This window comes from Rhizobium sp. CB3090 (assembly GCF_029714285.1).
GTDB lineage: Bacteria > Pseudomonadota > Alphaproteobacteria > Rhizobiales > Rhizobiaceae > Rhizobium.
Genome location: NZ_CP121663.1, coordinates 314233 through 338098, shown reverse-complemented (window position 1 = coordinate 338098; position 23866 = coordinate 314233). Strand labels below are relative to the sequence as shown.

Here is a 23866-nt window from a genome sequence, read left to right as displayed (position 1 = left end):
TTCACTCTGCCGGATGTGCGGTGGCATCGACCGGCATGTAGAGGTCGCCGCCTTCCCGATATTTCGCCGCCATCGCTTCCAGCCCTTCCTTCTGCGCCTCGGCGCGGATGTCGTGCGAAATGCGCATGGAGCAGAATTTCGGGCCGCACATCGAGCAGAAATGCGCAACCTTGTGGGCCTCCTTCGGCAAGGTTTCGTCGTGGAAGCTGCGGGCGGTATCGGGATCAAGCGACAAGTTGAACTGATCCTCCCAGCGGAATTCGAAGCGGGCACGCGACAGTGCATCGTCGCGGACTTGGGCGGCCGGATGCCCCTTGGCAAGATCGGCCGCATGGGCGGCGATCTTGTAGGTGATGACGCCGGTCTTAACGTCGTTGCGGTCGGGCAGGCCCAGATGTTCCTTCGGGGTGACGTAGCAGAGCATGGCCGTGCCGAACCAGCCGATCATTGCCGCGCCGATGCCCGAGGTGATGTGATCGTAGCCCGGCGCGATATCGGTCGTCAGCGGCCCGAGCGTGTAGAAAGGCGCCTCGCCGCACACGGCAAGCTGCTTGTCCATGTTCTCCTTGATCTTGTGCATCGGAACATGGCCGGGGCCTTCGATCATCACCTGGCAATCTTTAGCCCAGGCGATCTTCGTCAGTTCGCCCAATGTCTCAAGCTCGGCGAATTGCGCGGCATCGTTGGCATCGGCGATCGAGCCAGGACGCAGGCCGTCGCCGAGTGAGAAGGAGACGTCATAGGCACGGCAAATGTCGCAAATTTCCTCGAAATGCTCGTAGAGGAAGTTTTCCTTGTGATGATGCAGACACCACTTGGCCATGATCGAGCCGCCGCGCGAGACGATACCGGTGACGCGATTGACGGTCAGCGGAATGTAATGCAGCCGCACGCCAGCGTGAATGGTGAAATAGTCGACACCCTGTTCGGCCTGCTCGATCAGCGTGTCGCGATAGACTTCCCAGGTGAGATTTTCGGCGATGCCCTCGACCTTTTCCAGCGCCTGATAGAGCGGCACCGTGCCGATCGGCAGCGGCGAATTGCGGATGATCCATTCGCGGATGTTGTGGATGTTGCGGCCGGTCGAGAGATCCATCACGGTATCAGCACCCCAGCGGGCGGCCCAGACCATCTTTTCGACTTCCTCGGCCATCGAGGAGGTGACGGCGGAATTGCCGATATTGGCGTTGATCTTCACCAGGAAGTTCCGGCCGATGATCATCGGCTCGCTTTCCGGGTGATTGATGTTGGCCGGGATGATCGCGCGGCCGGCGGCGACCTCCTGGCGGACGAATTCCGGGGTCACATGATCCGGAATATGGGCGCCGAAGCTCTCGCCATCACGAACCAGGGCTTCAGCCTTTGCCTTGCGGCCGAGATTTTCGCGGATGGCGATGAATTCCATTTCCGGCGTGATGGTACCGGCGCGTGCATAGGCGAGCTGGGTCACGGCCTTGCCATTCTTGGCCCGTAGCGGCTGGCGCTTGGCCGGGAACTCCGGCGTCAACCGCTCGCCGGTGACGAAGCCATTATCTTCGGGACGCACATGCCGGCCCTCATAGGCCTCGACGTCGCCGCGGGCGAGCACCCAGTCGCGACGGAGCTGCGACAGGCCCTGCTCGATGCGGATATCGGCACCTTCGACGGTATAGGGTCCGGAGGAATCGTAGACGACAACGGGCGGCTCGCCCGCCGTCGGATGGACGCTGATCTCGCGCATCGGTACGCGGATATCGGTGTGTATGTCTCCGGGGATATAGATTTTTTGCGATGCCGGCAGCGGGCCGGTGGTGACGGTCGGGGTGAGGTTCTTTGCGGCAATATTCATGGTTTGAGGCTCCAAGTTGCAGTTGGAGACCCAGTCAATCAGCCGGAATGATGGAAAGACGCCGGCATAGAATCCACGCGGAATCCGAAGCCTCGAGCGCTTGCACCGTCCCTACGCCAGTATGAACTGGATCAGGTTCAACGGGTCACTGCGCCCACAATCGGCAAAGCCGCATTGCCTAGCAGTATCTCAGCCCCTTGCCGGGACCCCCCTGGTGAATGTCGCAAAGACTATGTCCGGGCCTCAGCCCATGTCAACCCTGGAACCACGACTGCGGCGGACCGGGTCGCACAGACTCGCCCGCATCAGACTAAAGTCCTACTCATGACAAGACTTACGTCCGAGGGGACAATCTTTGGTCCGAATGGCATGGATTTGTACCGACCGCTGCTCCAGTTCCCTCGGGCGAAGAAAGCGGCGGGATGTCCGATCGCTTTTGCGAAGAATGCGGAGAAGGTCGATGAACATGAATGGCGTCCCCGGAAACAGCATCCTCGCCCTGGCGCTTGTCGCGGTTTTCGACGGTAGCAGCATCACCGTGTTGGCTGCGGGATAGTCGACCATGCAACAAACAAAGCGAATCCTAGTTACGGGCGGTGCAGGTTTCCTCGGCTCATTCCTGTGCGAACGACTTTTGGAAGAGAAACAAGAGGTTATTTGCGTAGATAATTTCTTTACGGGACGTAAGAGCAACGTCTCCCACCTGCTGGACAACAGGTCTTTCGAAATCGTCCGTCACGACATCACCTTTCCCCTCTATGTAGAGGTCGACGAGATCTACAATCTCGCTTGTCCGGCAAGTCCGGTTCACTACCAGTATGATCCGGTGCAGACGACCAAGACCAGCGTCCATGGTGCGATCAACATGCTGGGCCTCGCCAAGCGGGTCGGCGCAAAAATCCTCCAGGCCTCCACGTCCGAAGTCTATGGCGATCCCGAGATCCATCCTCAACAGGAGGACTATTGGGGAAAAGTGAACCCGATAGGACCGCGATCCTGCTACGACGAGGGCAAGCGCTGCGCCGAGACCCTGTTCTTCGATTACTGGCGCCAGCACCGGCTCCAGATCAAGGTGGCGCGCATCTTCAACACCTACGGTCCAAGAATGAGCCCCGATGACGGCCGTGTCGTTTCCAACTTCATCGTGCAGGCGCTGCAGAACAAGCCGATAACGGTTTATGGCAACGGCCAGCAGACGCGGTCGTTCTGTTATGTCGACGACCTCATTGACGGCCTGGTTCGTCTGATGGGGACAAAGGAAGATGTCACCGGCCCGATTAATCTAGGCAATCCGGTCGAGTTTACGATGTTGGAGCTTGCCACGCTCGTCATAGAACTGACCGGGAGCCGATCGAAGATAAAATATATGCCCTTGCCTGCCGATGATCCCAGACAGCGACGGCCGGACATCGGCCTCGCCACGAGCGAACTCGGCTGGAAACCGAAGGTCCAGTTGCGGAACGGGCTTGCCAGAACGATCGCCTATTTCGACGACTTGCTTTCGTCGGACCGCTCGCATTCGATCGCTGCCGAATGACGACCGTCCTCGTCACAGGTGGGGCCGGTTATATCGGTTCCCATTGCTGCAAGGCTTTCGCCGAGGCGGGATGGTCGGTTGTCACCTATGACAATCTCTCGCGCGGCTGGCGCGACGCCGTGAAATGGGGGCCGCTCGTCGAGGGTGACATTGCCGACGCCGAGACGCTCGCGGCAGCGTTGCGCAAGTACCGCCCCGATGTCGTGGCCCATTTCGCCGCCTACGCCTATATCGGCGAATCCGTCGAATTTCCGGAACTCTACTACCGGAACAACACTTTCGGGACGCTGGTGCTCATCGAGGAAATGCTGAAAGCCGGGATCGACCGCCTGATCTTTTCAAGTACCTGTGCTTCCTATGGCATCCCAGTGCGCACTCCGATCGATGAGACTCATCCACAGTGGCCGGTCAATCCCTATGGTTGGTCGAAGTTCATGGTCGAACGGATGGTGGAAGATTTCTCGCGCGCTCGTGGCCTCAATGTGGTGATGCTGCGCTATTTCAATGCCGCCGGCTGCGACCCTGACGGCGAGATCGGCGAGCGGCACGAGCCAGAGACGCATGTCGTTCCACTCGCCATAGAAGCGGCGATCAAACCGGGTCGGGTCTTTACCATCAACGGCACCGATTTCGACACGCGAGACGGCACCGCCGTCCGCGATTACATCCATGTCACCGATCTGGCGCATGCCCATGTCCTTGGCGGTGAAAAGCTATTGCGGGATCGAGGCGTGCATGTCTACAACCTCGGCACAGGCAACGGAACGACGGTTAAGGAACTGATCGACGCCGTCGGCCGCGTTTCCGGACAGAGTGTTCCCGTTGCCTATGGTCCCCGCAGAGCCGGCGATCCGCCGGCGCTCGTCGCCTCGGCTGCTAAGGCCGAGCGGGAGCTTGGATGGGTGCCCGGGCATTCCGACATCGATGCGATCATCGACACGGCACTTGCTTGGTATCGCAGCCGGATGTGACCCCTACCGACGTGTCGCTGTCAGAAAATCATCGAGAGCGGCGCCGACCGCTTCGATCGAGAATTTTTCCGTTACTCGCTTTCTGCCGGCCGCGCCGAGCCGTGCCCGAAGGACTCTATCGTCTTTCAATCGCGCCAGGGCCTGCGCAATTTCCTCCGGCCGCTCTTGCCCTACCATCAGGCCGCCGGAGGCCTCTCCATTGGCCAGGATATCCGGCAAACCCTGCGCATCCGTGGCTACAACAGGAAGGCGACAGGCCATGGCTTCCAATGGCGCGACAGGCATGCCTTCGACGCGGGAGGCCGTGACATAGGCATCCGCAGCCGAAAGCCAGCGCCGGATCAACGGCCGGTCCGTCGTGTAGCCGGAAAGCCACCGCAAATTCGACAAGCCGCTTTCACGCACGAGCTTTGCGAAGGCCTCGCCGTCCTGGCCCGAGCCAATAATTACCAATTGACTGGATGAATCGTCCGCGAAGTGCGTCCAAGCCTTCAAGAGAACATCGAGGCCCTTGCGTCGGATATCGATGCGCCCGTGATTGAGCACGATGAAGCAATCCCGCGTCAGGCCAAGGCTGTTGCGCGCCTCTATACGATCCATCGCCTGCCATTCCCCGGTATCCAGCGGATTCGGGATGTCAGCGATGTCGAGCGCAATGCGCGGATAGGCTTTGGTGAGGCGCTCGCGTTCCGCCGAGGAAGCGACGATCAGGCCACGGCAAGCGCGCAGAGAAAGCTGTCTCGCCACGGCCTCGGCCCAGGACAATGTACGATCCCCGCCTTGGAAGGTGGCATAGAGGGGAACGTTGATACGGCGCGCCAGCCACGCAAGCGCATCGAAGCGAATATACTCATACTCCTGGGCAAGCAGCAGATCGCATCGGGAGCGCACGAGAATTTGTTGGAAGGCTGAAAGCGGCGTACTGATCCAGCGCCGCAGGCTGTAGGCGGCAGGAGAATTACCTTGCCGGGGGCGCCTTGCCGGGGCGACCCAGATCGGTGTGCCTGTGCCGGAATGCTCGTAGCGCTCAATTCTGGTTACCCGCTCGGATGCGCAGACGATGATCGGCTTGTGGCCTATCGAGCTCAAGGCGGCGGAATAGCCGAACAGCCAACCTCCCGTCATCCGTTCGACGAAATCCCGAAGCTCAAGCCCGATCGGGTCGAGAAATTCCTCGATCACGTCGCCCCATGGAAAGAGGGCTATGACCCGTGGCATACGCTCGCCGATCATTTGCGCCAAGCGAAAGCCGTCTCGGTGCCGCGCGTGGATGGCCGGTGCATGAGATAACCAACCAACGTTACGGGCGCCGCCAGCGCATAGAGTATCTTGCGGCGGCGACGTCCGATGCGTGAGAACGAGACGTCATGAAAGAACGCCGTGACAGGATTGATGAATGTAGCACGTCGTTCCGGCCGCCTGTTGAAAAGGTCGGCCAGTTGCGGGTCGCGGTATCCCCGCCGGACATGTCCCCATTCGCGCATCAACTCGCTCTCATGCGGGCAAAGGGGTTTCATCACGTTAAAATAGGGATAATGCCAATTCATCTCAGGGGTAGAGATGAGGATATAACCGCCGGGCCGCACCACGCGTAACGCCTCCTGCGCGGCGCGGCGATCATCCTCGATGTGCTCCAGCACGTCGAACATGGTGACGACGTCAAAACTGTCATCGTCGAGCGGCAACGAACAGGCGTCTCCGCAAACAAAGATCGATCTCGCCCAGGAAGGCTGATGCTCACCCAGCTCCGGGTCGATATCGAGCGTGATGATCTCCGCTTCCGGATAGAGGATGCTGGCAAGGCCGCTGCGGCCGCCGCCGATTTCCAATACCCTGCCAGAGCCGCCGATCTCGGCCGGAGCGACGCGGTGGATGGCGCGCATCTTTTCGCGATAGAACAGACCGTCTGTCAACCCGTGCGGATAGGGGTTCCTGGATAGAAACTGACCAAGGCGTGCCTTTTTAGTCATCATGTTGTTTCCTCGTCGGCAGTCGCGACGGAGCGCATCGAGGTTCGCCGCGTTCTCCAGCCGACGCGCATGAGAAACTGCAGCCCGGCCAACCAGCCCTGCATTTCGGAGGCCAAAATTCCGAGCCTGCCCGGCGGCCCCTCGAAAAGTGACCTGACGAAAGTCTTCACGAAATAGAGCGGCAGTTGCTTGCCGATGCGCACGATATTTCCGCGATCGCCGAAATTGTCGTATTGCGCCACAAGCGCCGCCACATGGCCCTTCATATAGGCCCTCATCTGCCGCTTGAGCCCAGGCCAGTCGCTTCGGTGATGGTGGAAAACAACGGCACGTGGTTCGTAGAGGCAGACACCACCGGTCGCCAGCAGCCGGTACCAAAGTTCCGAGTCTTCAGAGCATCCCGCCGCCCCTGCCCCGAGGCGCTCGTCGAACATACCAACCCGTTCGAATACGGATCTCTCAAACGCCATGTTGGCACCGGCGCCGATCTTCCAGACATGCGCCCCGCTTGGTCGTGTCTCCTCAAAGAAGCGCCCGCCAAATGTGAGCGGCACGAAGGTGGAGCCAAACCCGCCCATGGTGAACTGAAAACAGCGCTGCGCGGCCGTATCGAGGCGCGCCGGCAGCACAAGGCCTGTGAGCGCCTCGACATTCCGATCGGCAAACGCATGCGCGATCTCTGCTGTCCAGCCTGGATGAGCTTCGACATCATCATCGGTGAAGGCAATAATATTCAGCCGGCTTGCACGAATTCCGGCGTTTCTGGCGCGGCTCAAGCCAGCACGCGGCTCATGGACATAGCGGACGCTGGGGAATTGGCCGCACACATCCTTCGCGTTCCCTTCCCGGGAATTGTCGACGACGATGACCTCTCCCGGAGCACTGCGTTGCGCTGCAATGCTGCCAAGACATTCGGCCAGCGCCGGACCTCGATCGCGGGTGCAGATCACCACGGAGATATCATCCGCCGGAGCCGAAGACGGCATTGCGAACTCATCGAGAGTTTCGACCAGATTTTCCGCTTTAAGCGCGGCATCGAGCAAGAGTGCCGGCTTCGGCCATCCTTCATAGGTGGCTCGCAATGGTGCGCCTAGCCCGGTGCCGCGCGCTTCCAATTGCGCCGCAGCATATTCGGCGGTGAGTTGGCGCAACTGCGAGGTACCGTAGGGCAGTTCGTCTTGCAGAGATGCCCGCGCTCCAAGCGGCAGGTCTTTCCACCAGAAGATCGACAATGCGGGCCTGCCATGGCCGCCGGCATCGCCTGAAGCAAGATCGACATGCCTTACGTCAAAACTGTCCGCGGTCATGGATTACGCTCCCGGATTGCCTGGATGCGAGCGCGCGAGCGATCATATTCGCCGGCAAGGCCGTAGATTCCGCCCCAGAGCTCCGCCACGCCGAAACGCAGGTCGTGGCCGCGAAACCGCCTTGCGGCGCGCGCAAGCGCCTTCAACTGGTCGAAGAACCACCACCGGACCATGGCGCGATGCCGCGCGCGCATTTCATCGTCGGTGCGATAACTTTTGACCAGAAAGGCCATCATGCCGAGACCCCAGGTCCAGTACTGGCGTCTGAGCTGCGGAATGGTTTCGCGATGCTCGTGGTAGACGGCATATTCCGGCTCGTAAATCATGGAACGGCCGGACCGCAGCACGCGGTAGAAAATATCGAGATCGCCGCCACCAGGCAGCGGCGCCCCGGTATCGAGCGCTTCATCGAAGCCGCCAAGCTCGATGAGCAGTGCACGGTCAAAGGCCATGTTGCAGCCGGCACCGAGAACACCGGACCCCACGGGATGGAGCGGATTGTCAAAGCGAGCTTGGTGGAACTCCCTTCGAGCAAAGCCTCGGCCGAAACCTCCTCGCCGCTCGAAAAAGATCTGCGCCTCGGTGTCGAGGCGATACGGCAGCACCAAGCCTGTAAAGCCACCGACGCCGGGATTGTCCCGGCACGCCTTAGCTAGGCCTGCAAGCCAATTGCGATCCACCACGACGTCATCATCTAGATAGGCGATGATATCGCCTTTGGCCGCCTGAAGAGCGGCGTTTCGGGCGAAATCCAGCCCCGCCTTCGGTTCGAAAACATAGCCAATGTCCCTGAACGTGGCGACGGCATCGCGCGTGGTCGTATCTACCGAGGCATTATCGATCACGATGATTTCGACGAACTGGAAGGCGGCTTCCGCCCGGACCCGATCAAGCGAGGCCAACAGGCGGGAAAGGCGCTGCGCCCGGTCCTTGGTGCAGATCGCAATGCTGAGGCTTGGCAGCGCCACAGCCCCCATCGATTGCCGTGTCCTCAGCTCCTCTTCCAGCTTCACGACGAGGATGCGCTCGGCAAAGCGTTCGTCAGCAAGCGCTTTCAGCCTTTCGATCGTCAGCACCGATCCGGCTGGTAGTTCGATCATTTCAAATGCAATCAGCCGGCCCCGCCACCGGGCAATCAAGCCGACGCCGTTCTGTTCGGGCGAAAGTTCGATCGGCGCCAAGGGCTCCGACAACTCGATGTCAGTAAGTTTGTAGCTCATCGCCTAACTCCCGCCCATTGCGGCGACCCTGCTGAAATTCGTGAAGCCTGGAAAAGTGCCCGTGCCGTTTGAAAAGCTCATCCGGCGAACCGGCCTCGACCACCCGTCCCTTTGTCATCACGATGATCTGGTCAGCCGCCTGAACGGTCGACAGCCGGTGAGCGATCACCACGACGGTGCGGTTATGCGAATACTCATCGAGCGCAAGCTGAAACGCCTGTTCGGTTTCGGCGTCGAGCGCGTTGGTGGCCTCGTCCAGGAGCAGAATATCGGGATTGCGAAGTATTGTTCGGGCCAGTGCCACGCGCTGCTTTTGTCCGCCCGACAGACGCATGCCCTGGTCGCCTATCCGTGTCTCGTAGCCGTCCGGAAGCAGTTGTATGAAGTCATCCGCCTTGGCGATTTCGGCGGCTTTGCGTATCTCCGCCTCGCCGGCCCCCAGGTCGCCATAGGCGATGTTGGCCGAAATCGTGTCGTTGAAAAGATGAACCTCCTGCGACATCAATGACAGACGCTTGCGCCAACTCCGAAGATCGAATTCGGGAAGGAGGACGCCATCTGCGAGAATCGCGCCGGACGTGGGGTCCATAAAGCGAAAAAGCAGAGCCATCACCGTCGATTTGCCTGCCCCCGACTCCCCCACGATCGCCGTGGTCTTGCCTGCAGGAATGCTGAAGGAGACCTCTTCCACGGCCAGCGGCTGGCCGGGTGCATAGCGGAACGAGACATTCCGGAATTCGACGGCATTCTCGAACTGAGGCGCCGGCAGATGTCCCTCTGAGAGAAAAGGTCTCTCCGTCGTTTGCAGAAAATCGTCAACATCGTCGATGCTGCCGGCAAGCCCGTCCAGTGCGATTTTCGACTGCAGGAGCTCCCGGGTGGGACCTTGAAGGCGGTACAGTAATGACAGGAAGGCGGCCAATGCAGCGATGCCTAAGCCGACCGACTGAGCGACGAGAACGAGTGCGCCGATCAGGATTGTGATCGAGATTTCCGAGACAGGCCCGGGCGTCGCCCATAACATATCGAGCTTCAGCAGGCGCCGCCGAACATTGTCCGAGGTTTTCAGGAAGCGATTGCGCTCATAGTCTTCCTGGGCGAAAGCGCGGATCAATTGCAGCGCATTGATGCTTTCCCACATCCTCAGACCGAACTGTTTGTTCTCTTCGACAACGGCCTTGCCGGTCTCGTCTGCCTGGCGCGTGGCCAGACGAATGGCCATGGCACCAAGCAGCAGGAACATCATCGAGAAAAAAGTCAGCCGGACGGAAATCAGCAGCATAAGCAGAATGAAGACGACGAACGTGCAGAAGCAGATCATCAATCGGTAGGCGAGGCTCAGTGCCTGACTGACCTTCCAAGTGTTATTGGCAATTGTCGTGATAATGTCCGATCGCTTATTTTCCACTCTGTAATCGATGCACGAGCTTATCGTCTGGTCGAAGACCCTCGCTCTTAGCCGATGCGCAACCAGACCGTCGACATATCGGGTCACCCAGGTGTTGATGAGATGGACCGCATTCTTCAGAAGGATGCTGATGCACAACACCCCGACCAGGAAGGCGGTCAAATGCTGTTGAGGAATGGGCGCCAGAAGGCGGTCGAAAATTCGCTGCCATTCTCCCCCCTGCGCCATTGAAGCGCCAAGGCTCTGAATGAGTGGAATGAAGAGAAAAAGCCCGGCACCTTCGAGGACCGCCGCGGCGAGCCCAAGCCCCACGATGGTCGGTCCAGCCCACGCGGGTGCCCCTGCCAAACGGAAGAGCCGTCGCAATCGCCTGAAGAGGGAGACGCCCGCCGTCACTGGACCGTCTCCGTGTAAAGAGGTCGGAATTCGGCGTTGTTGCTTCGCAACCGCTTCAAGCGAGCCTTGATCCAATTGGGAACCAGCCTCGCCCGGCAATAGACGTCGAGCATGTTCGGCAGGTTCGAAATCGCCAGACGCGGCTCCAAGGCCAAATATCGCCTCAGCAAATCACAGCCATCGAAGAACCGCCCACTGACAAAGGCGCGGATGACGAGCCAATGAATCATGTCGACCAAATGAGCGTCGAGGTCCATGCCGTACTCAGGATATTTTTTGCGATACTCGGCAAGGACGATTTCACACGAACGAAGCATCTGCTTGACGTCGCTCGACATGTTCGTGTTGGTAATGCGATAGCCGACAAGGTGTTGCGGTACGACGCGAAATTCGTAGCTCTCCGCAATTCTGAGACAAATCAGAAGATCCTCGCAGCCCTGGGCTTTCCGTGCCTTTAGTGAGGGGTCGAATTTTCCGGCTTTTTCGAACGCGGTACGACGCATCAGCATAGAGCTGCCATTGCCGACGAAATTATTTCGGCACATATGCTGAAGCACATGTCCTTCGGCGCTCGGCCGGTTATGAAGCGAGAATACGCGGCTATTCTCGTCGATAAGGGCGTACCAGCAATAGGCCAATCCTGCTGACTGGCCGCCCTCCTCAAGGGCTTGCCATTGAAGAGCGATCTTTGAGGGTGCCCATAAATCGTCAGCATCGACAAACGCCAGAAACTCTGCATCGGTCGCAGCCGCACCATTGTTGCGTGCTACGGCGACGCCACTGTTGGTCTGCCGAAGAATCCGAATCCGCCGGTCTTGTTTCGTATAAGCGGCCACGATTGACGTCGAACGATCCGACGAACCATCGTCTACAACGATGACGTCCAACGCCTGATGCGTCTGCTGGCAGATACTTTCCAATGTCGCACCGATCGTTCGCTCGGCGTTGAACATCGGCACCACTACCGCAACTGTGGCACTCCGCTCACTTCTCACAATCATTGCCGCCCTTAGCGGCGAAGTCGTCCAATACAGTGACGACGCCGGAAAACATGGCAAGAGCCGAGGCGAGGATGCCGCTTTCGAGGACGTCGTTCACGTTTATCGACCTTCTCCGCATGCTTCGTAAAAGCGATCGGACGTCCCGCCGCTTTCTTCGCCGGAGGGAACTGGAGCAGCGGCGGTACAATTCCATGCCATTCGGACCAAAGATTGTCCCTTCAGACGTAAGTCCTAATGGGAATGGGACTTTAGCCTGATGGCCAAGGAAAACCATGCTCCCATCGGCTTTAACTGACATCACGACGCGACGAAGACGGAACGAATTGGCGAGACGCCCCCGTTTTTCAGGCTCCACGCCGTATGCGATGTCGCATTTTGGTCCGAATAGGTTCGAATCTGCACGACGCGTTTTCATGATTTCTCCAACACTAGGCGCGGAACGGTCCAGCGCAGACGGCGCTGCCGAATTGGGAGTAGAGGGTTTTACATGATCTCCGACGCAGAATTGCATGCCAATCGGCTTGATGCGCTTGAACTGACAAAGAATGGTGCACCTTCGATACCCTCGAACCCCTTCTTTGGCGTTGGGCCGATAACGGATGCTACGACCGATGAGGTCGACAGTCGGTTGCGGCGCTTTGAATTTGATCGTTGGATCGAAAATACCTACCGAAAGTTGGACGACACCGGAAAAGACATCGGCCCGTTCACGACGGCGGAGCTGGCGCGAAGCATGCATCGCGGCTATCCAGCAGATAAGATCCTGCTGGATATGATGCGGGCCATTCACCGCTACTTTGAGTTTCCCAAGTCCAACCGGATCGCCGTCGGGCTCGGTGGCGGCCATAGCGGCTATACCGTATGCGTCCAGCACTTGTTGAATGCCAACGACGCGAGCCAGCGGGTCTATGTCGACACGCCGCGACCGGAGAGCGGCGGCGCGGGAGCTTCTGGCTTTTTCCGGCAGTCCTGGGCGACTCAGCTTATCGAAATGCACCGCTTTGCCGAAAAGGGCGATGAGAGCCGTATCCATTTCGCGGAAAAAGAAGGCGCAATCCCGTCTGCAAAGCACCTTGCCGAGCTCGGCGTCTCCATCTTCGTCGGCGTAGGCCACGAAACTACCGGCGCGAACTCCTACACCAACGAAGAAATCAACGAACTTTTGGCGTGGCTGGATGGCGATCCCGAAAACCGGCACGCGGTCTTCGATGCCACATCGATGCTTGGCGCAATGCCCTGGTCGCCCGAGACAGTGCGCGCCGTGATGGCGAAGTGCTGCCTGTTCATGCCGTTCCAGAAAGCGATCGGCGGCATCTCCGGCTACTTCATCGCGTCCTTCACGCCGGCTGCTCTGGCGCTGATCGAACGCAACCAGAGCAATCCCTCCTGGGCCATACCGCGTCAGTTGAAAATCGCCCCGCCGCTCGATCCGAAGCAGCCGCTTTCCAGCAAGCGCTCGGTCGATGCCGGCCCGTTCTACGACGCTCAGGAAGACAAGATGCTCGGCGGGGTCATCAACACCTACAGCACTTTGGCATTTGCCGAGACGACCTTCGGTCTGCTGCAGACCGAACGGCGCGTGGGCTCTGTGATCGAGCTCAACAAGCGCTCGGCAGCCAATCGCCTAGTCGTCAACGAGTGGGTGGAAAAGAACCCGTTGTTCAGCCTGGTTGTCAGCGAAGAGGAACGTCGGGGTGCTGCCGTCACGCTCCTGAAGGTCAACGATGGCGCCATCTCGTCGTCCGACCTGCATGCCCGCATCATCGCTCGCTCGAAGCAGATATTGGGCTATGAGGGTATCACCCATCCGAACGGCACTCACGAGACCGGGCTTGACGCGGCGCGATATGTCAACGCCTTCCCTGGAACGCCCGGCGATTACCGGGCATGGATTGGCGGCATTCGCGAACCGTCCGACATCACGGCACTGCTCGAAAATCTAAAATACGCCTATCTCCGGGCCAAGATCGTTGTCCTGGAGGAAGAGCTTGAGCGAAGAGGTCGCCAGGTCGAATATTCCGAAGCGGGAAGCGACTCTGCAGAGAGCGTACGTTCGGGCACTTTCAATGTATTGATCGCAGATGCCATCGGCCTGCGCTTCGGCGCTGAGGGACGCCTCGACCATAGCGAACTCGCCGCCTATATCGTCAAAAAGGGTGGCGTTTTCCATGAAACGTCGATCCAAACCGCAGACGTGGCGAATGACGGCAAGATCCACTTCTTCTATCAGCCCCACCTCAGCAAGGCCGATGAAATCCTGGCCCAAACCGATCGGGGCCAATACGATGCCGTAATCGCCGCTGCGACGTTCATCCCGTCCGACGCCAAGTTCCGTCTTGGCGGTGTGCGCATCGGCACTGGAACCGGCAATATGGGCGCAGCCTCCTGGGGCGGTCCTAACGGCGAAGGCGGCGAGGCGCCGCTCATGAATACACCGGGGATCAATAGCCGGGCGACGGCGCAGATGGCGATCAAGGCATTGCTCAAAGTAACGCCCGATCTTCCGGTCGACGAACTGCATGAGCGTGTCACCAAGGGCGATTTCGACACCGGCAAGAACCTGGCGGAATACCCGACGGAAAAGCTCGAAGGCAAAAGGGTCGCCATTCTCGGCTACGGCAACATCGGACGCGAACTCGCGCGGATCGCCAAGGCGTTTCATATGAGCGTGGTCATTTATGCCCGCCCGAACCATCGCGACAATATTCTGGCTGAAGGCTACGAATATGCAGAAAGCCCGGTCGCCGCAGCCAGCGGAGCCGACGTTCTGTCCGTGCATCTGGGCCTCGGTCGGCAGGATCCGGTCACGAGGGCATTTTCGAACACGGGATTGGTCGATCGAAACGTCTTGTTCGCGCTCAATGACAGGGCCGTTCTGATCAACTACGACCGCGGCGAGCTCGTTGACGTCAATGCGCTTGACGAAGCCTTGGCTTCGGGCAAGGTCCGGCATGCGGCGATCGACGCGGATATCTTCAAAAGCGAAGACGGTCCGACGGGTCCGATGAAACCCTATCTTTCCCTCTTGCCGAAACATGCCGATAAGCTGGAACTCTTGCCGCATGCCGCTGCCGACACCGACCACCCGACGCGCGTCGCCGGCGCCAAGCAAGCCGTGGATCAGATCATCGATGCCATTCGGGACCGGGCGATCACAAATCTCAAGGGCGATCTTCCCGAGGGCTATGTATCGAAGGGAGCGAGAACTGCGCCGGGCATTGGCTATGTAACGCGGGCGGACATCGTCCAAGTCGCCAATGACGTGAATCTATTGACCGACTTGCGCCTGGCAAGCGAGAAGATCGCGTCGATCGTAGGTGCGCTGAACGCGGTCTCCGACGATGCTCACCGGGCGCGCATCATTGATCGCTATCGGTCGCTGCTCGCCGAGAGCGCATTGAAGCAATACAATCTGCTCAAGGAGGCCGGACTGCTTGCTCCGGCAGCCAAAGCCTAGCGATCTCTATTGCTACCGGCCGGGCGCATTAGCCGCCCGGCCGGTAGCAGAGTGTCTGGTTACAGGCCTGAAACGACATCCGCCGTTTCGGCGAGTACGAACTCCACAATCACAAGCGGCCCACTGCCCCTTTGTGCCGCCGAGCACCGGCCCACACCTGAACTGACCGCCCACCGGGTAGGCCGGACCTACCCACCTCTTCCAGCCGCCACCCATCCAGGCCATCCACTGGCCGCACATCAGGCATTCTTTTCTGCCTAAACGAGTGTTGTGCACACATCCCCAGAACGGCAATTTAAGCGCGAGGAACAGTCCGACCGCGGACGCGCTGCATGCATCGGAGGAATCATGCAAGGCTACAACCATCCCTTCATACTCGGCCGCACTCACATTTTCGAGCAGCGAAACTGCCGATGGAAGATATCCGGTACTACCCAGAACTGAAATCTCTGCCGCTCTCCACCGTGAAAAAGCTATTCACGAACCAGGGCAGCCACGCCTCGGCCCGGCATTGATACGACCGGCGTCTGGCGGCCGTATGCTGAGGAGCTGCCCTGTCGTTGGGGCTACGGCCCGACGCCGAAATCACGGTCCACGGCGCCATTCCGACGATCATCTGCGCGTCTCTCGACTGACGACAAGTCCGATCCTGATTTCGAACATCGGATCGACAACGAGCAGAGCGTAACCGCTCGGCCAAGCAGGCGGGAAGAGCAATCTGCTGACTGCCATGAAGCACGATCTGAGCGCTCCCACCCATCCATTCCCAGAGAAAATAGGAGGAACGTTATGTCAATATTGGACAAACCGGCAGCGATTTCGATCGACACCGCCGAGGAGGAAACATCAGCGGCGTTCAAACGACGCTTTATGCTGAGGATGATCATCGTCCTTACCGGCGGCATGTTCTTGGACGGCTATATCCTCGGAATCGTCGGCCCGGTGTCCGGCAAAATGACCGCTGATCTCGCCATTTCGCCATTCTGGGAAGGCCTGATCGCCGCGGGCGCATTGTTCGGCATCCTGATCGGCTCTCCGCTGGGAGGCTGGGCGGGCGACAAATACGGCCGCAAACCGCTATTCATGATGGACATGGCGCTGTTCCTGTTGTCCTCGATCATGCAGCTCTTCGTCGGCACCGTGCAATTTTTCGTGGACTCGCCGATGCAGCTATTCATAGTGCGCCTGCTGATGGGCATCGCGATCGGCGCCGAGTATTCCGTCGGCTGGCCATTGATGTCGGAATTCTCGCCTGCCCGGCTGCGCGGAAGGCTCATGGGCCTCACCCTGATAGCCTGGTATGCCGGGTTCATGATCGCCTTCATCGTGGGTTATTTGCTGAACGAGAATACGGACCTCGGCTGGCGACTGATCCTCGGCACAAGCACGCTGATCTCGGTAGCCTTGTTCCTCGGCCGGCTCGGCATGCCGGAATCGCCACGCTGGCTTTGGAACCAGGGGCGTACCGAACAGGCCCGCGCGATCGCCAACCGATATCTCGAAAGCTCCGCCGACACGGCCGATATGGAGCATGAAGGTAGTCACCAGAAAGGCAGCTTCGGGATGCTGTTTTCCGGCCGATATTGGCGGGCCACGCTTTTCGTATCGGGATTCTGGTTCTGCGCTGTCACGCCGTACTTCGCGATCGCCACATTCGCCGACAGCGTGCTGCAGAAATACGGCCTGGGCGGCGGGCTGGCCGGTGGGGTTGGCCTCTCCGCTGTGGCCTTGGCCGGAAGCGTGACCACGGTTCTGCTGATCGAAAAATTCGGCCGTCGCACGCTGACCGCACCACCACAATGGATTGCCGCTGTCCTGCTTACGGTTCTCGGCCTATGGGCAGGCGCGCCAGCGATGGTCGTGCTAACCCTGTTCCTCACATTCTCCTTCTTCAATGCGGGGTACGGCACGCTGACCAGCATCTACCCGGGCGAGGTCTTCCCGACTGAAATCCGCGGAATCGGCACGGGCTTTGCCGCCGCCGTCAGCCGCGTCGGGGCCGGGCTCGGCACCTTCCTGCTGCCGTGGTCCATGTCCAATCTCGGCACCTCGGCAACAATGCTGATTGCTGCCGGCATCGCCGGCGTCGGAGCCGCCCTGTCGCAATGGCTGGCACCCGAGACGAAGGGCAAGAGCCTCAGCGAGACCGCCGCCGGCTTCTCGCACTAAAGTTTCGCGATCCTGTCGCAAACATCAAAGTCCGACAAGACGCGTCGAACAAGAGTTAGGGCGAAGTGCGTCTGAACGCACTTCGCCCTAATGCATGTCGAGCAAAAGTGTGCAGCGGTTTTGCGAAAACGACATGCACAAACAAGGAGCGAAAGCGTCGGAGCGAATCTGAAAGATCGCGACGAGCTTTAGTCTCGCAATTGCTCAATCTTTTAGACCGTGTTCCAAACAGTGGCAGCCATCGCCGAGGCCCTCCCGTAGCTACGACTTGGTCGCCGCGGGATTGAGCTGTCCGGCTTTCTTTGCGGTGCGTTGCCGGCCGATCTGCAACATCGCGATGCTGGCGAGTACCAGGATGATTGCCGCGATTTCCAAGATGCCGATTTTCTCGCCGGAGAACCAGCCGATCAGGAGTGCGACATTGGGCGTGATGTAGGTCGCACCCGAAGCAGCGACCGCACCCAGTTCTCGCAAAAGATAATAATAGATCAAGAACGCCATTCCGGTTCCCAGAACACCGAGCCCAATCGCGACGCCGGCGGTGGCATGCCAATCGTGCAGGATGTTTGCCATCCCTGTTCGATCGACAAGCGCCAGGAGAACCAACAGGGCAAGCCCGGTCTGCCAGGTCGCAAGCGCCAGCGGCGGCAGGTTGAAGGGCGACAAGAAGCGACGGACGTAGACATAGGAGAGACCGAGGATCGTGGTGGCCGCCAACATCCAGAAAACGCCATGGATGTCGATGGTTCTGTCCGATCCTTCCCAAGGGCGCGCAATCAGGATGATGCCAGCAAAGCCTATGAGCACCCCCGCGATCATCAAGGCATTGGGTTTCTCCGCACGGAGAAACAGAACGGTTGCGACTGTCGTGAAGAGTGAGATCGAACCGCCTAACACACCCGCAATGCCGGATGGAAGCAGTGCCGTGCCCTCCGCGATGGCGAAGTAATAGAAGGCGGTCGCCAGAATCGCCATAACGAGAAAATGCGGCAGATGGCGAACTTGGTCCCGTGTGATCGCGCTTTTTCGCCAAGCTGCGATGGCCAATGGCATAAACCCGAAGAACACCCGCAGGAGCGTGATTTGCGCCGGAGTGATCAGCTCCGCCGCCCATTTCATGTAGATGAAGTTCGATCCCCAGAAGAGACCGAGCAACCCGAATACCAGATACGTCAGCCGCATGAACCAAGCCCTCACAAAGAGAAGCACAATCTGCAAGGGTCACGTTCAACTTTTTCAGAGCAGCGCTGAACCCTCTCGGCAAAATGATGTTTACCGCAATTCCTGCAGAATACGGCGAACCGCAGTCGACAACAGTTTCAGAAATGCTCGGCTCCGGAAAGAGTCGAACATCGCGAGTATGCGTGCAAGGATCAGGCGAGTTCGGCGGCAAGTTCCTTGCAGCCCGTTTCCAGAAGATGGCCGAGATGCGGCGCGAAGCTGTTCCAGATATCCATGCGGAAGCGGTCTATCGCGTCGCGCCAAAGCACCACCGTTGCCCCGTCGAAGACCGTCCTGCGGCTTTCGCCGACGGGGATGGTCTCGATGTCGCGCGGGCAACCAAGGGTCAGAAGCTCCGCAGCCGCCGGTCCTTCGATCAGCAGCGTCACCTCACGGCCGGAAATATCGACCAGGCTGTGCGGATGGTCCTCATAGATTGAAGCGCATGCGGCGATCAGCTTAGCCACTTGTGCCGGGGAGGACAGGATCGTCCATTCGTCAGGACCGAGCCGAACGACCTCTGTTTCGGCATTCCTGGCGCGCCGGCCTATGATGTCGGGCAAGGGCAAACCAAGGGCCGCGCTCAGGGCTCTGAAATCACCGCGGGCGCGCAGTGATAGGCGCCCCTGTTCAGGCAGGATACTGACCCGCGCCGCTCTTGTCTCGACCAGAATGCCGGGGGTGAGGGAAGAAATCTTTACGCTCATCTTCGGCTCCGGATCAGATCTTCAGGCGGATGTTTTCGGGATCGACGAAGACGGTCCCGGTGATTTTCGCGGCGATGGTGCGCTCGGGCATCGGGATATGGACGGTCTCGCCCATTCGATCATGCCCGCCTTCGACCAGCGCCAGCGCAATCGGCCGGCCCGCCGCGTCCGAATGATAGGACGACGTCACATGCCCTACCATCGTCATCGGAATGGGTTGTTTTGCATCGAAAACGATCTGCGCGCCCTCCTCGAGCTTGGAACGGTCCTCCGTCAGCAGCCCCACAAGCTGCTTGCGGCCCTTGGCCACCAGATCGGGCCGGGCGAGACCGCGCTTGCCGACGAAGTCGGGCTTGTTGCTGCCCACCGCCCATGCCATGCCCGCATCATAAGGGGTGACCGTGCCGTCGGTATCCTGACCGACGATGATGTAGCCCTTCTCGGCTCGCAGCACGTGCATGGTCTCCGTCCCATAAGGCGTGATGCCGTATTGCTGACCCGCATCCCACAGGATCTTCCAGAGCTTATGGCCGAGGGGAGCGGGCACGTTCACCTCGAACCCGACCTCGCCGGTGAAGCTGACCCTGAATAGGCGTGCGGGAATGCATGCGACCGTGCATTCCGCACAGGACATATGCGGGAAAGCGGCATCGGTGAGGTCCAGGCCCTCGACCAGCGGGGCAAGCAGCTTCACCGCATTCGGACCGTTGAGGGCGATGGTGGACCATTGCTCGGTGGTGGAGGTCAGCCAGACATTCAGGTCGGGCCATTCGGTCTGAAGGAAATCTTCCATCATGTTCAGGACACGCGCCGCGCCGCCGGTGGTGGTGGTGACATGGAAGCGGTCCTTGGTGATGCGCCCGATGACGCCGTCATCGCGGATGTAGCCGTCGTCGCCGAGAAGCAAACCGTAGCGGCAGCGTCCCGGCGCAAGCTTGGTCCAGGGATTGGTATACATGCAGTTCATGAACTCGACCGCATCCGGGCCGACCACTTCGATCTTGCCGAGAGTGGAAGCGTCGAAGATGCCCACACTTGCACGCACCGCGCGGCACTCGCGGCTGACGGCGGCATCCATATCCTCGCCCTGCTTGGGGAAATACCGGGCGCGGCGCCATTGTCCGACCGGTTCGTAGACCGCCCCATGCGCCTCGGCCCAGGCGTCGATCTGAGTCTTGCGGGTGATCTCGAAATGACCGCCGCGGTGATAGCCTGCAAACGCCCCGAAGGTCGTTGGCGTATAAGGCGGCCGAAACGTTGTCAGACCGACCTCGGGCTGGCGTTTGCCAAGCGCGTCGGCGGCGATGTTCAGGCCGTTGATGTTGGACATTTTGCCCTGATCGGTCGCCATGCCGTTGGTGGTGTAGCGCTTCACGTGCTCGATCGAGCGCATTCCCTCGCGCACCGCCAGGCGCAGGTCCTTGGCCGTCACGTCATTTTGATAGTCGACAAAGGCCTTTGCCTTACCGGGATAGCGATCGGTCGGCAGTTCCGTGTGCGACACGCCGCTCCCCGTGCGATCGGCGGCCACCGTATAGCTGACGGGAGCGCCCGTTTTGGCAAGCGCGGTAGCGACCTCGCGGCCACGCTCGGCGCCGTCCTTCAGTGCCGCCTCGATGCCCCAGAGCCCTCGCCCTGCTCCTGCGATCACGCAGTCTTCGCGTGTCATCGCCGGCAGGAAGGTGGTGCGGTCATCGTCCCACGCGATCTTGCCCTGGGTATGTGAAAAGAGATGCAGCGACGGCGTCCAACCACCCGACATCAGCAGGGCATCGCATTTGATAGCCTGTCCCGCGCCGACGGAACCGCCGCGAACCGGATTCACCCGGACCGAGCTTACGCGCAGTCGCCCCGACGTCGCAGTCACCGTATGGGACAGCTTGACCGGAATACCCAGGGCACGCGCCTGGTTCACCAGATCCTGCCGCACATCGGCGCGGGTATCTACGATCGCTTGAATGCGCGCGCCGGCATCGTGAAGATCGAAAGCGGCATGCCAGGCGCTGTCATGGCTGGTTACGACGACAGGCGCATTGCCGACCTTGACACCGTAACGGTTCAGATAGGTCTGCGCCGCTCCCGCCAGCATCACACCCGGACGGTCGTTGCCGTGAAAGACCAGCGGCTTTTCCAGCGCGCCCTGCGCCAGCACGACCTGTCGTGCCCGCACCCGCCATAGACGCTCGCGCGGCGTATCCTTGGGCAAAACCTCCAGATGATCGGTCAGGCGTTCGCACAGTCCGATCATGTTCTGGTGGTAGTAGCCAATGGCCGTGGTGCGGGTCATGATCCTGACACCCAGCCCCTTCAGCGCCTTCAACTCCGCGGCCAGCCAGTCCCATGCCGGGCGGCCATTGATCTGCACCTGAGGCTCGGACAGCAGCGTGCCTCCCGCCTCGGCATTTTCGTCCACGATGACGACCTTCAGCCCATCGACCGCAGCCGCACGCGCCGCCGCTAAGCCGGCGGCTCCCGCACCAACAATCAGCACGTCGCAATGCATGTTGCGCGAGGCGTAAGTGTCAGGGTCATTCTCGGTCGGAGATACGCCAAGACCGGCTGCCGCCCGAATGAAGGGCTCATAAACCTTGTTCCAGAAGCTCTTCGGCCACATGAACGTCTTGTAGTAGAAGCCGGCCGAAAACAGCATATAGGCCGCATCATTGACCGCACCCACGTCGAATTTCAGGCTGGGGTATCTGTTCTGTGACGTGGTTTCGAGCCCGTTCCAGATCTCATGCACTGTCGCCCGAGTGTTCGGCTCGAACCGGCCAGGCCCGCGGCGCGTGCCGATCAGCGCATTGGGCTCTTCGGATCCCGCTGCCACGGGACCGCGCGGACGGTGGTATTTGAACGACCGCCCCATCAGATGGACGCCATTCGCCAGGAGAGCGGAGGCGACCGTGTCGCCCTTCAAGCCGCGATAGGTCTTGCCGTCAAAGGTGAAGGTGACGGGACGCCCGGGATCGACGCGGCCACGGCCGAAAACACGATATTGGTTCATTTCAGCACCTCAAGATCGGTTTGCACCCCGGGCAGCGGAGCAAGTTCAGGGCGAGGCTTGCCCGCCGGATAGGTTGTCAGGAAGCGGTCGCTGACCGTGTCGCGCACGGCGTTGAAGAACCGGCCACAGCCATGCAGGTGCCGCCAGCGTTCGTAGTGCGGCCCTTTCACGTTGGTTCGAATGAAGAGATACTCCTGCCACTGCGCGTCGGTCTGGGAGGAAGGATCAAGCGGGCGCGCAATGTGCGCTTCGCCGGCATAGGTGAATTCCGCCTCGGGCAAGGTTTCATTGCAATAGGGGCAACGGATCAAAAGCATCGGTAAAGTCCCTCAGTGCGCCACAGCCGCAGCGGCGGCCTCGTCGATCAAGCGGCCGGTACGGAAACGATCAAGCGTGAATGGTGCGTTGATTGGGTGAGGCTCGTTCTTGGCGATGGTCCAGGCGAAAGTGTGCGCCGCGCCCGGCGTCGCTTTGAACCCGCCGGTGCCCCAGCCGCAATTGACATACAGACCTTCGACCGGCGTCTTGCCGAGGATGGCGGAGCGATCGGGGGTCACATCGACGATGCCGCCCCATTTGCGCAGCATCCGCATGCGGTTGAAGATCGGAAAGATTTCGACGATCGCGGCGATCGTATGCTCGATCAGCGGCAGTCCGCCGCGCTGCGAGTAGGACGTGTACTGGTCCGTACCGGAGCCGATGACAAGCTCGCCCTTGTCGGACTGGCTGATATAGGCGTGAACGGCATTCGACATCACCACGCAAGGGAAAATCGGCTTGACCGGTTCGGAAACCAATGCCTGAAGCGGGAAGCTTTCAAGCGGCAACTGCACCCCGGCGGTGTCCATGACGACCGAAGTATGACCAGCCGCCGAAACGGCGACTTTCTTCGCCTTGATGAACCCCTTGACGGTCTCCACGCCTGCGACGGAACCGTCTGCTTTGCGGCGGATAGCGATAACAGGGCAGTTCTGTATGATATCGACACCGCGCGCCGCCGCGCCGCGCGCGTAGCCCCAAGCCACGGCATCGTGACGCGCCGTACCTGCGCGCTCCTGCAAGGCTCCACCCATTATCGGATAGCGCGCATTGGGCGAGAGGCTCAGCGGCGGGCAGAACTCCTTGCATTCTTCCGGGCTGAGCCAGCGATTGTCGACGCCGTTGAGGCGGTTCGCATGGATATGACGCTTGAAGCTTTGCACGTCATGCACCGTATGCGCCAGCATCAAGCAGCCTCGGCGCGAATACATGACGTTGTAGTTGAGTTCCTGGCTCAGTCCTTCCCAGAGGTCGACGGCGTGATCGAAGAGGCGAGCACTTTCGTCGTAGAGATAGTTGGAGCGAATGATGGTCGTGTTGCGGCCGGTATTGCCGCCACCGAGCCAGCCCTTGTCGATCACGGCGACATTGGTAATGCCATGCTGCTTTGCCAGATAATATGCCGCCCCGAGACCATGGCCGCCCGCACCGACGATGACCACATCATATTCGGCCTTCGGTTGGCTGTCGGGCCATTGCTCGGTCCAATGTTTGTGCCCGGTCAGGGCATTCTTGAGGAGAGAAAATGCGCTAAAACGCGTCATGTCGTTAGCCGCCACTTCAAGAGAAATACTGGGCGGCAGTATACTTACATCAGCAAATGCTTCCGGAACTTTCGCGCCAGTTGACTT

16 protein-coding genes and 1 riboswitch are annotated in these 23866 nt (G+C 59.9%); of the genes, 4 read left to right on the top strand and 12 right to left on the bottom strand.

The annotated features are described in order from the left end of the window. Position 1: 1 nt before the first annotated feature. Complete coding sequence (gene thiC, locus QA646_RS20280) at positions 2-1828, bottom strand: phosphomethylpyrimidine synthase ThiC (RefSeq protein ID WP_283060050.1); 1827 nt, start codon at positions 1826-1828, stop codon at positions 2-4. A 90-nt stretch (positions 1829-1918) separates the two neighbouring features. Beyond that, positions 1919-2051: riboswitch (TPP riboswitch) on the bottom strand. A 339-nt stretch (positions 2052-2390) separates the two neighbouring features. Between thiC and QA646_RS20275 the strand changes: the two genes are divergently transcribed. Both QA646_RS20275 and galE read left to right on the top strand, forming a co-directional pair. Further along, positions 2391-3365, top strand: a complete 975-nt coding sequence (locus QA646_RS20275; RefSeq protein WP_283060049.1) for a UDP-glucuronic acid decarboxylase family protein — start codon at positions 2391-2393, stop codon at positions 3363-3365. Further along, entirely contained in the window at positions 3362-4336 is a 975-nt protein-coding gene (gene galE, locus QA646_RS20270) for a UDP-glucose 4-epimerase GalE (RefSeq protein ID WP_283060047.1), read from the top strand. Before QA646_RS20275 ends, galE begins: the two co-directional genes overlap by 4 nt. Positions 4337-4339: 3 nt before the next feature. Here the strand turns inward: galE and QA646_RS20265 are convergent, their stop codons facing one another. The 6 genes from QA646_RS20265 to QA646_RS20240 are packed head-to-tail and all read right to left on the bottom strand — an operon-like array spanning position 4340 to position 11638. Further along, complete coding sequence (locus QA646_RS20265; RefSeq protein ID WP_283060046.1) at positions 4340-5554, bottom strand: glycosyltransferase family 4 protein; 1215 nt, start codon at positions 5552-5554, stop codon at positions 4340-4342. An 11-nt stretch (positions 5555-5565) separates the two neighbouring features. Continuing rightward, positions 5566-6309, bottom strand: coding sequence for a class I SAM-dependent methyltransferase (locus QA646_RS20260; protein WP_349254269.1), 744 nt, complete (start codon positions 6307-6309; stop codon positions 5566-5568). Beyond that, a complete protein-coding gene (locus QA646_RS20255) occupies positions 6306-7613 on the bottom strand; it encodes a glycosyltransferase (RefSeq protein ID WP_283060045.1) in 1308 nt (435 codons plus the stop codon). Before QA646_RS20255 ends, QA646_RS20260 begins: the two co-directional genes overlap by 4 nt. Then, positions 7610-8833, bottom strand: a complete 1224-nt coding sequence (locus tag QA646_RS20250) for a glycosyltransferase (protein ID WP_283060044.1) — start codon at positions 8831-8833, stop codon at positions 7610-7612. The genes QA646_RS20255 and QA646_RS20250 overlap by 4 nt, the downstream gene beginning before the upstream one ends. Continuing rightward, positions 8814-10637, bottom strand: coding sequence for an ABC transporter ATP-binding protein (locus QA646_RS20245; protein ID WP_283060043.1), 1824 nt, complete (start codon positions 10635-10637; stop codon positions 8814-8816). Before QA646_RS20245 ends, QA646_RS20250 begins: the two co-directional genes overlap by 20 nt. Further along, on the bottom strand, positions 10634-11638 hold the full coding sequence (locus tag QA646_RS20240) for a glycosyltransferase family A protein (RefSeq protein WP_283060041.1): 1005 nt from the start codon (positions 11636-11638) through the stop codon (positions 10634-10636). The genes QA646_RS20245 and QA646_RS20240 overlap by 4 nt, the downstream gene beginning before the upstream one ends. A gap of 487 nt (positions 11639-12125) precedes the next feature. Between QA646_RS20240 and QA646_RS20235 the strand changes: the two genes are divergently transcribed. Then, entirely contained in the window at positions 12126-15095 is a 2970-nt protein-coding gene (locus tag QA646_RS20235; protein ID WP_283060039.1) for an NAD(P)-dependent oxidoreductase, read from the top strand. 789 nt (positions 15096-15884) lie between these two features. Further along, on the top strand, positions 15885-17264 hold the full coding sequence (locus QA646_RS20230; RefSeq protein ID WP_283060038.1) for an MFS transporter: 1380 nt from the start codon (positions 15885-15887) through the stop codon (positions 17262-17264). A 261-nt stretch (positions 17265-17525) separates the two neighbouring features. Here QA646_RS20230 and QA646_RS20225 read toward each other — a convergent pair whose 3' ends face one another. The 5 genes from QA646_RS20225 to QA646_RS20205 all read right to left on the bottom strand — a co-directional run bounded on the left by QA646_RS20225 (position 17526) and on the right by QA646_RS20205 (position 23779). Next, the gene (locus tag QA646_RS20225) at positions 17526-18446 is read right to left on the bottom strand and encodes a DMT family transporter (RefSeq protein ID WP_283060037.1); all 921 of its coding nucleotides are present in this window, start codon (positions 18444-18446) and stop codon (positions 17526-17528) included. 191 nt (positions 18447-18637) lie between these two features. Continuing rightward, positions 18638-19192 (bottom strand): sarcosine oxidase subunit gamma family protein, encoded by a 555-nt coding sequence (gene soxG / locus QA646_RS20220; RefSeq protein ID WP_283060036.1) that lies wholly within the window; start codon positions 19190-19192, stop codon positions 18638-18640. A gap of 13 nt (positions 19193-19205) precedes the next feature. Then, positions 19206-22196 (bottom strand): sarcosine oxidase subunit alpha, encoded by a 2991-nt coding sequence (locus QA646_RS20215; RefSeq protein ID WP_283060034.1) that lies wholly within the window; start codon positions 22194-22196, stop codon positions 19206-19208. Further along, a complete protein-coding gene (locus tag QA646_RS20210) occupies positions 22193-22513 on the bottom strand; it encodes a sarcosine oxidase subunit delta (RefSeq protein WP_283060033.1) in 321 nt (106 codons plus the stop codon). The genes QA646_RS20215 and QA646_RS20210 overlap by 4 nt, the downstream gene beginning before the upstream one ends. A gap of 12 nt (positions 22514-22525) precedes the next feature. After that, entirely contained in the window at positions 22526-23779 is a 1254-nt protein-coding gene (locus tag QA646_RS20205; protein ID WP_283060031.1) for a sarcosine oxidase subunit beta family protein, read from the bottom strand. Positions 23780-23866 lie beyond the last annotated feature (87 nt).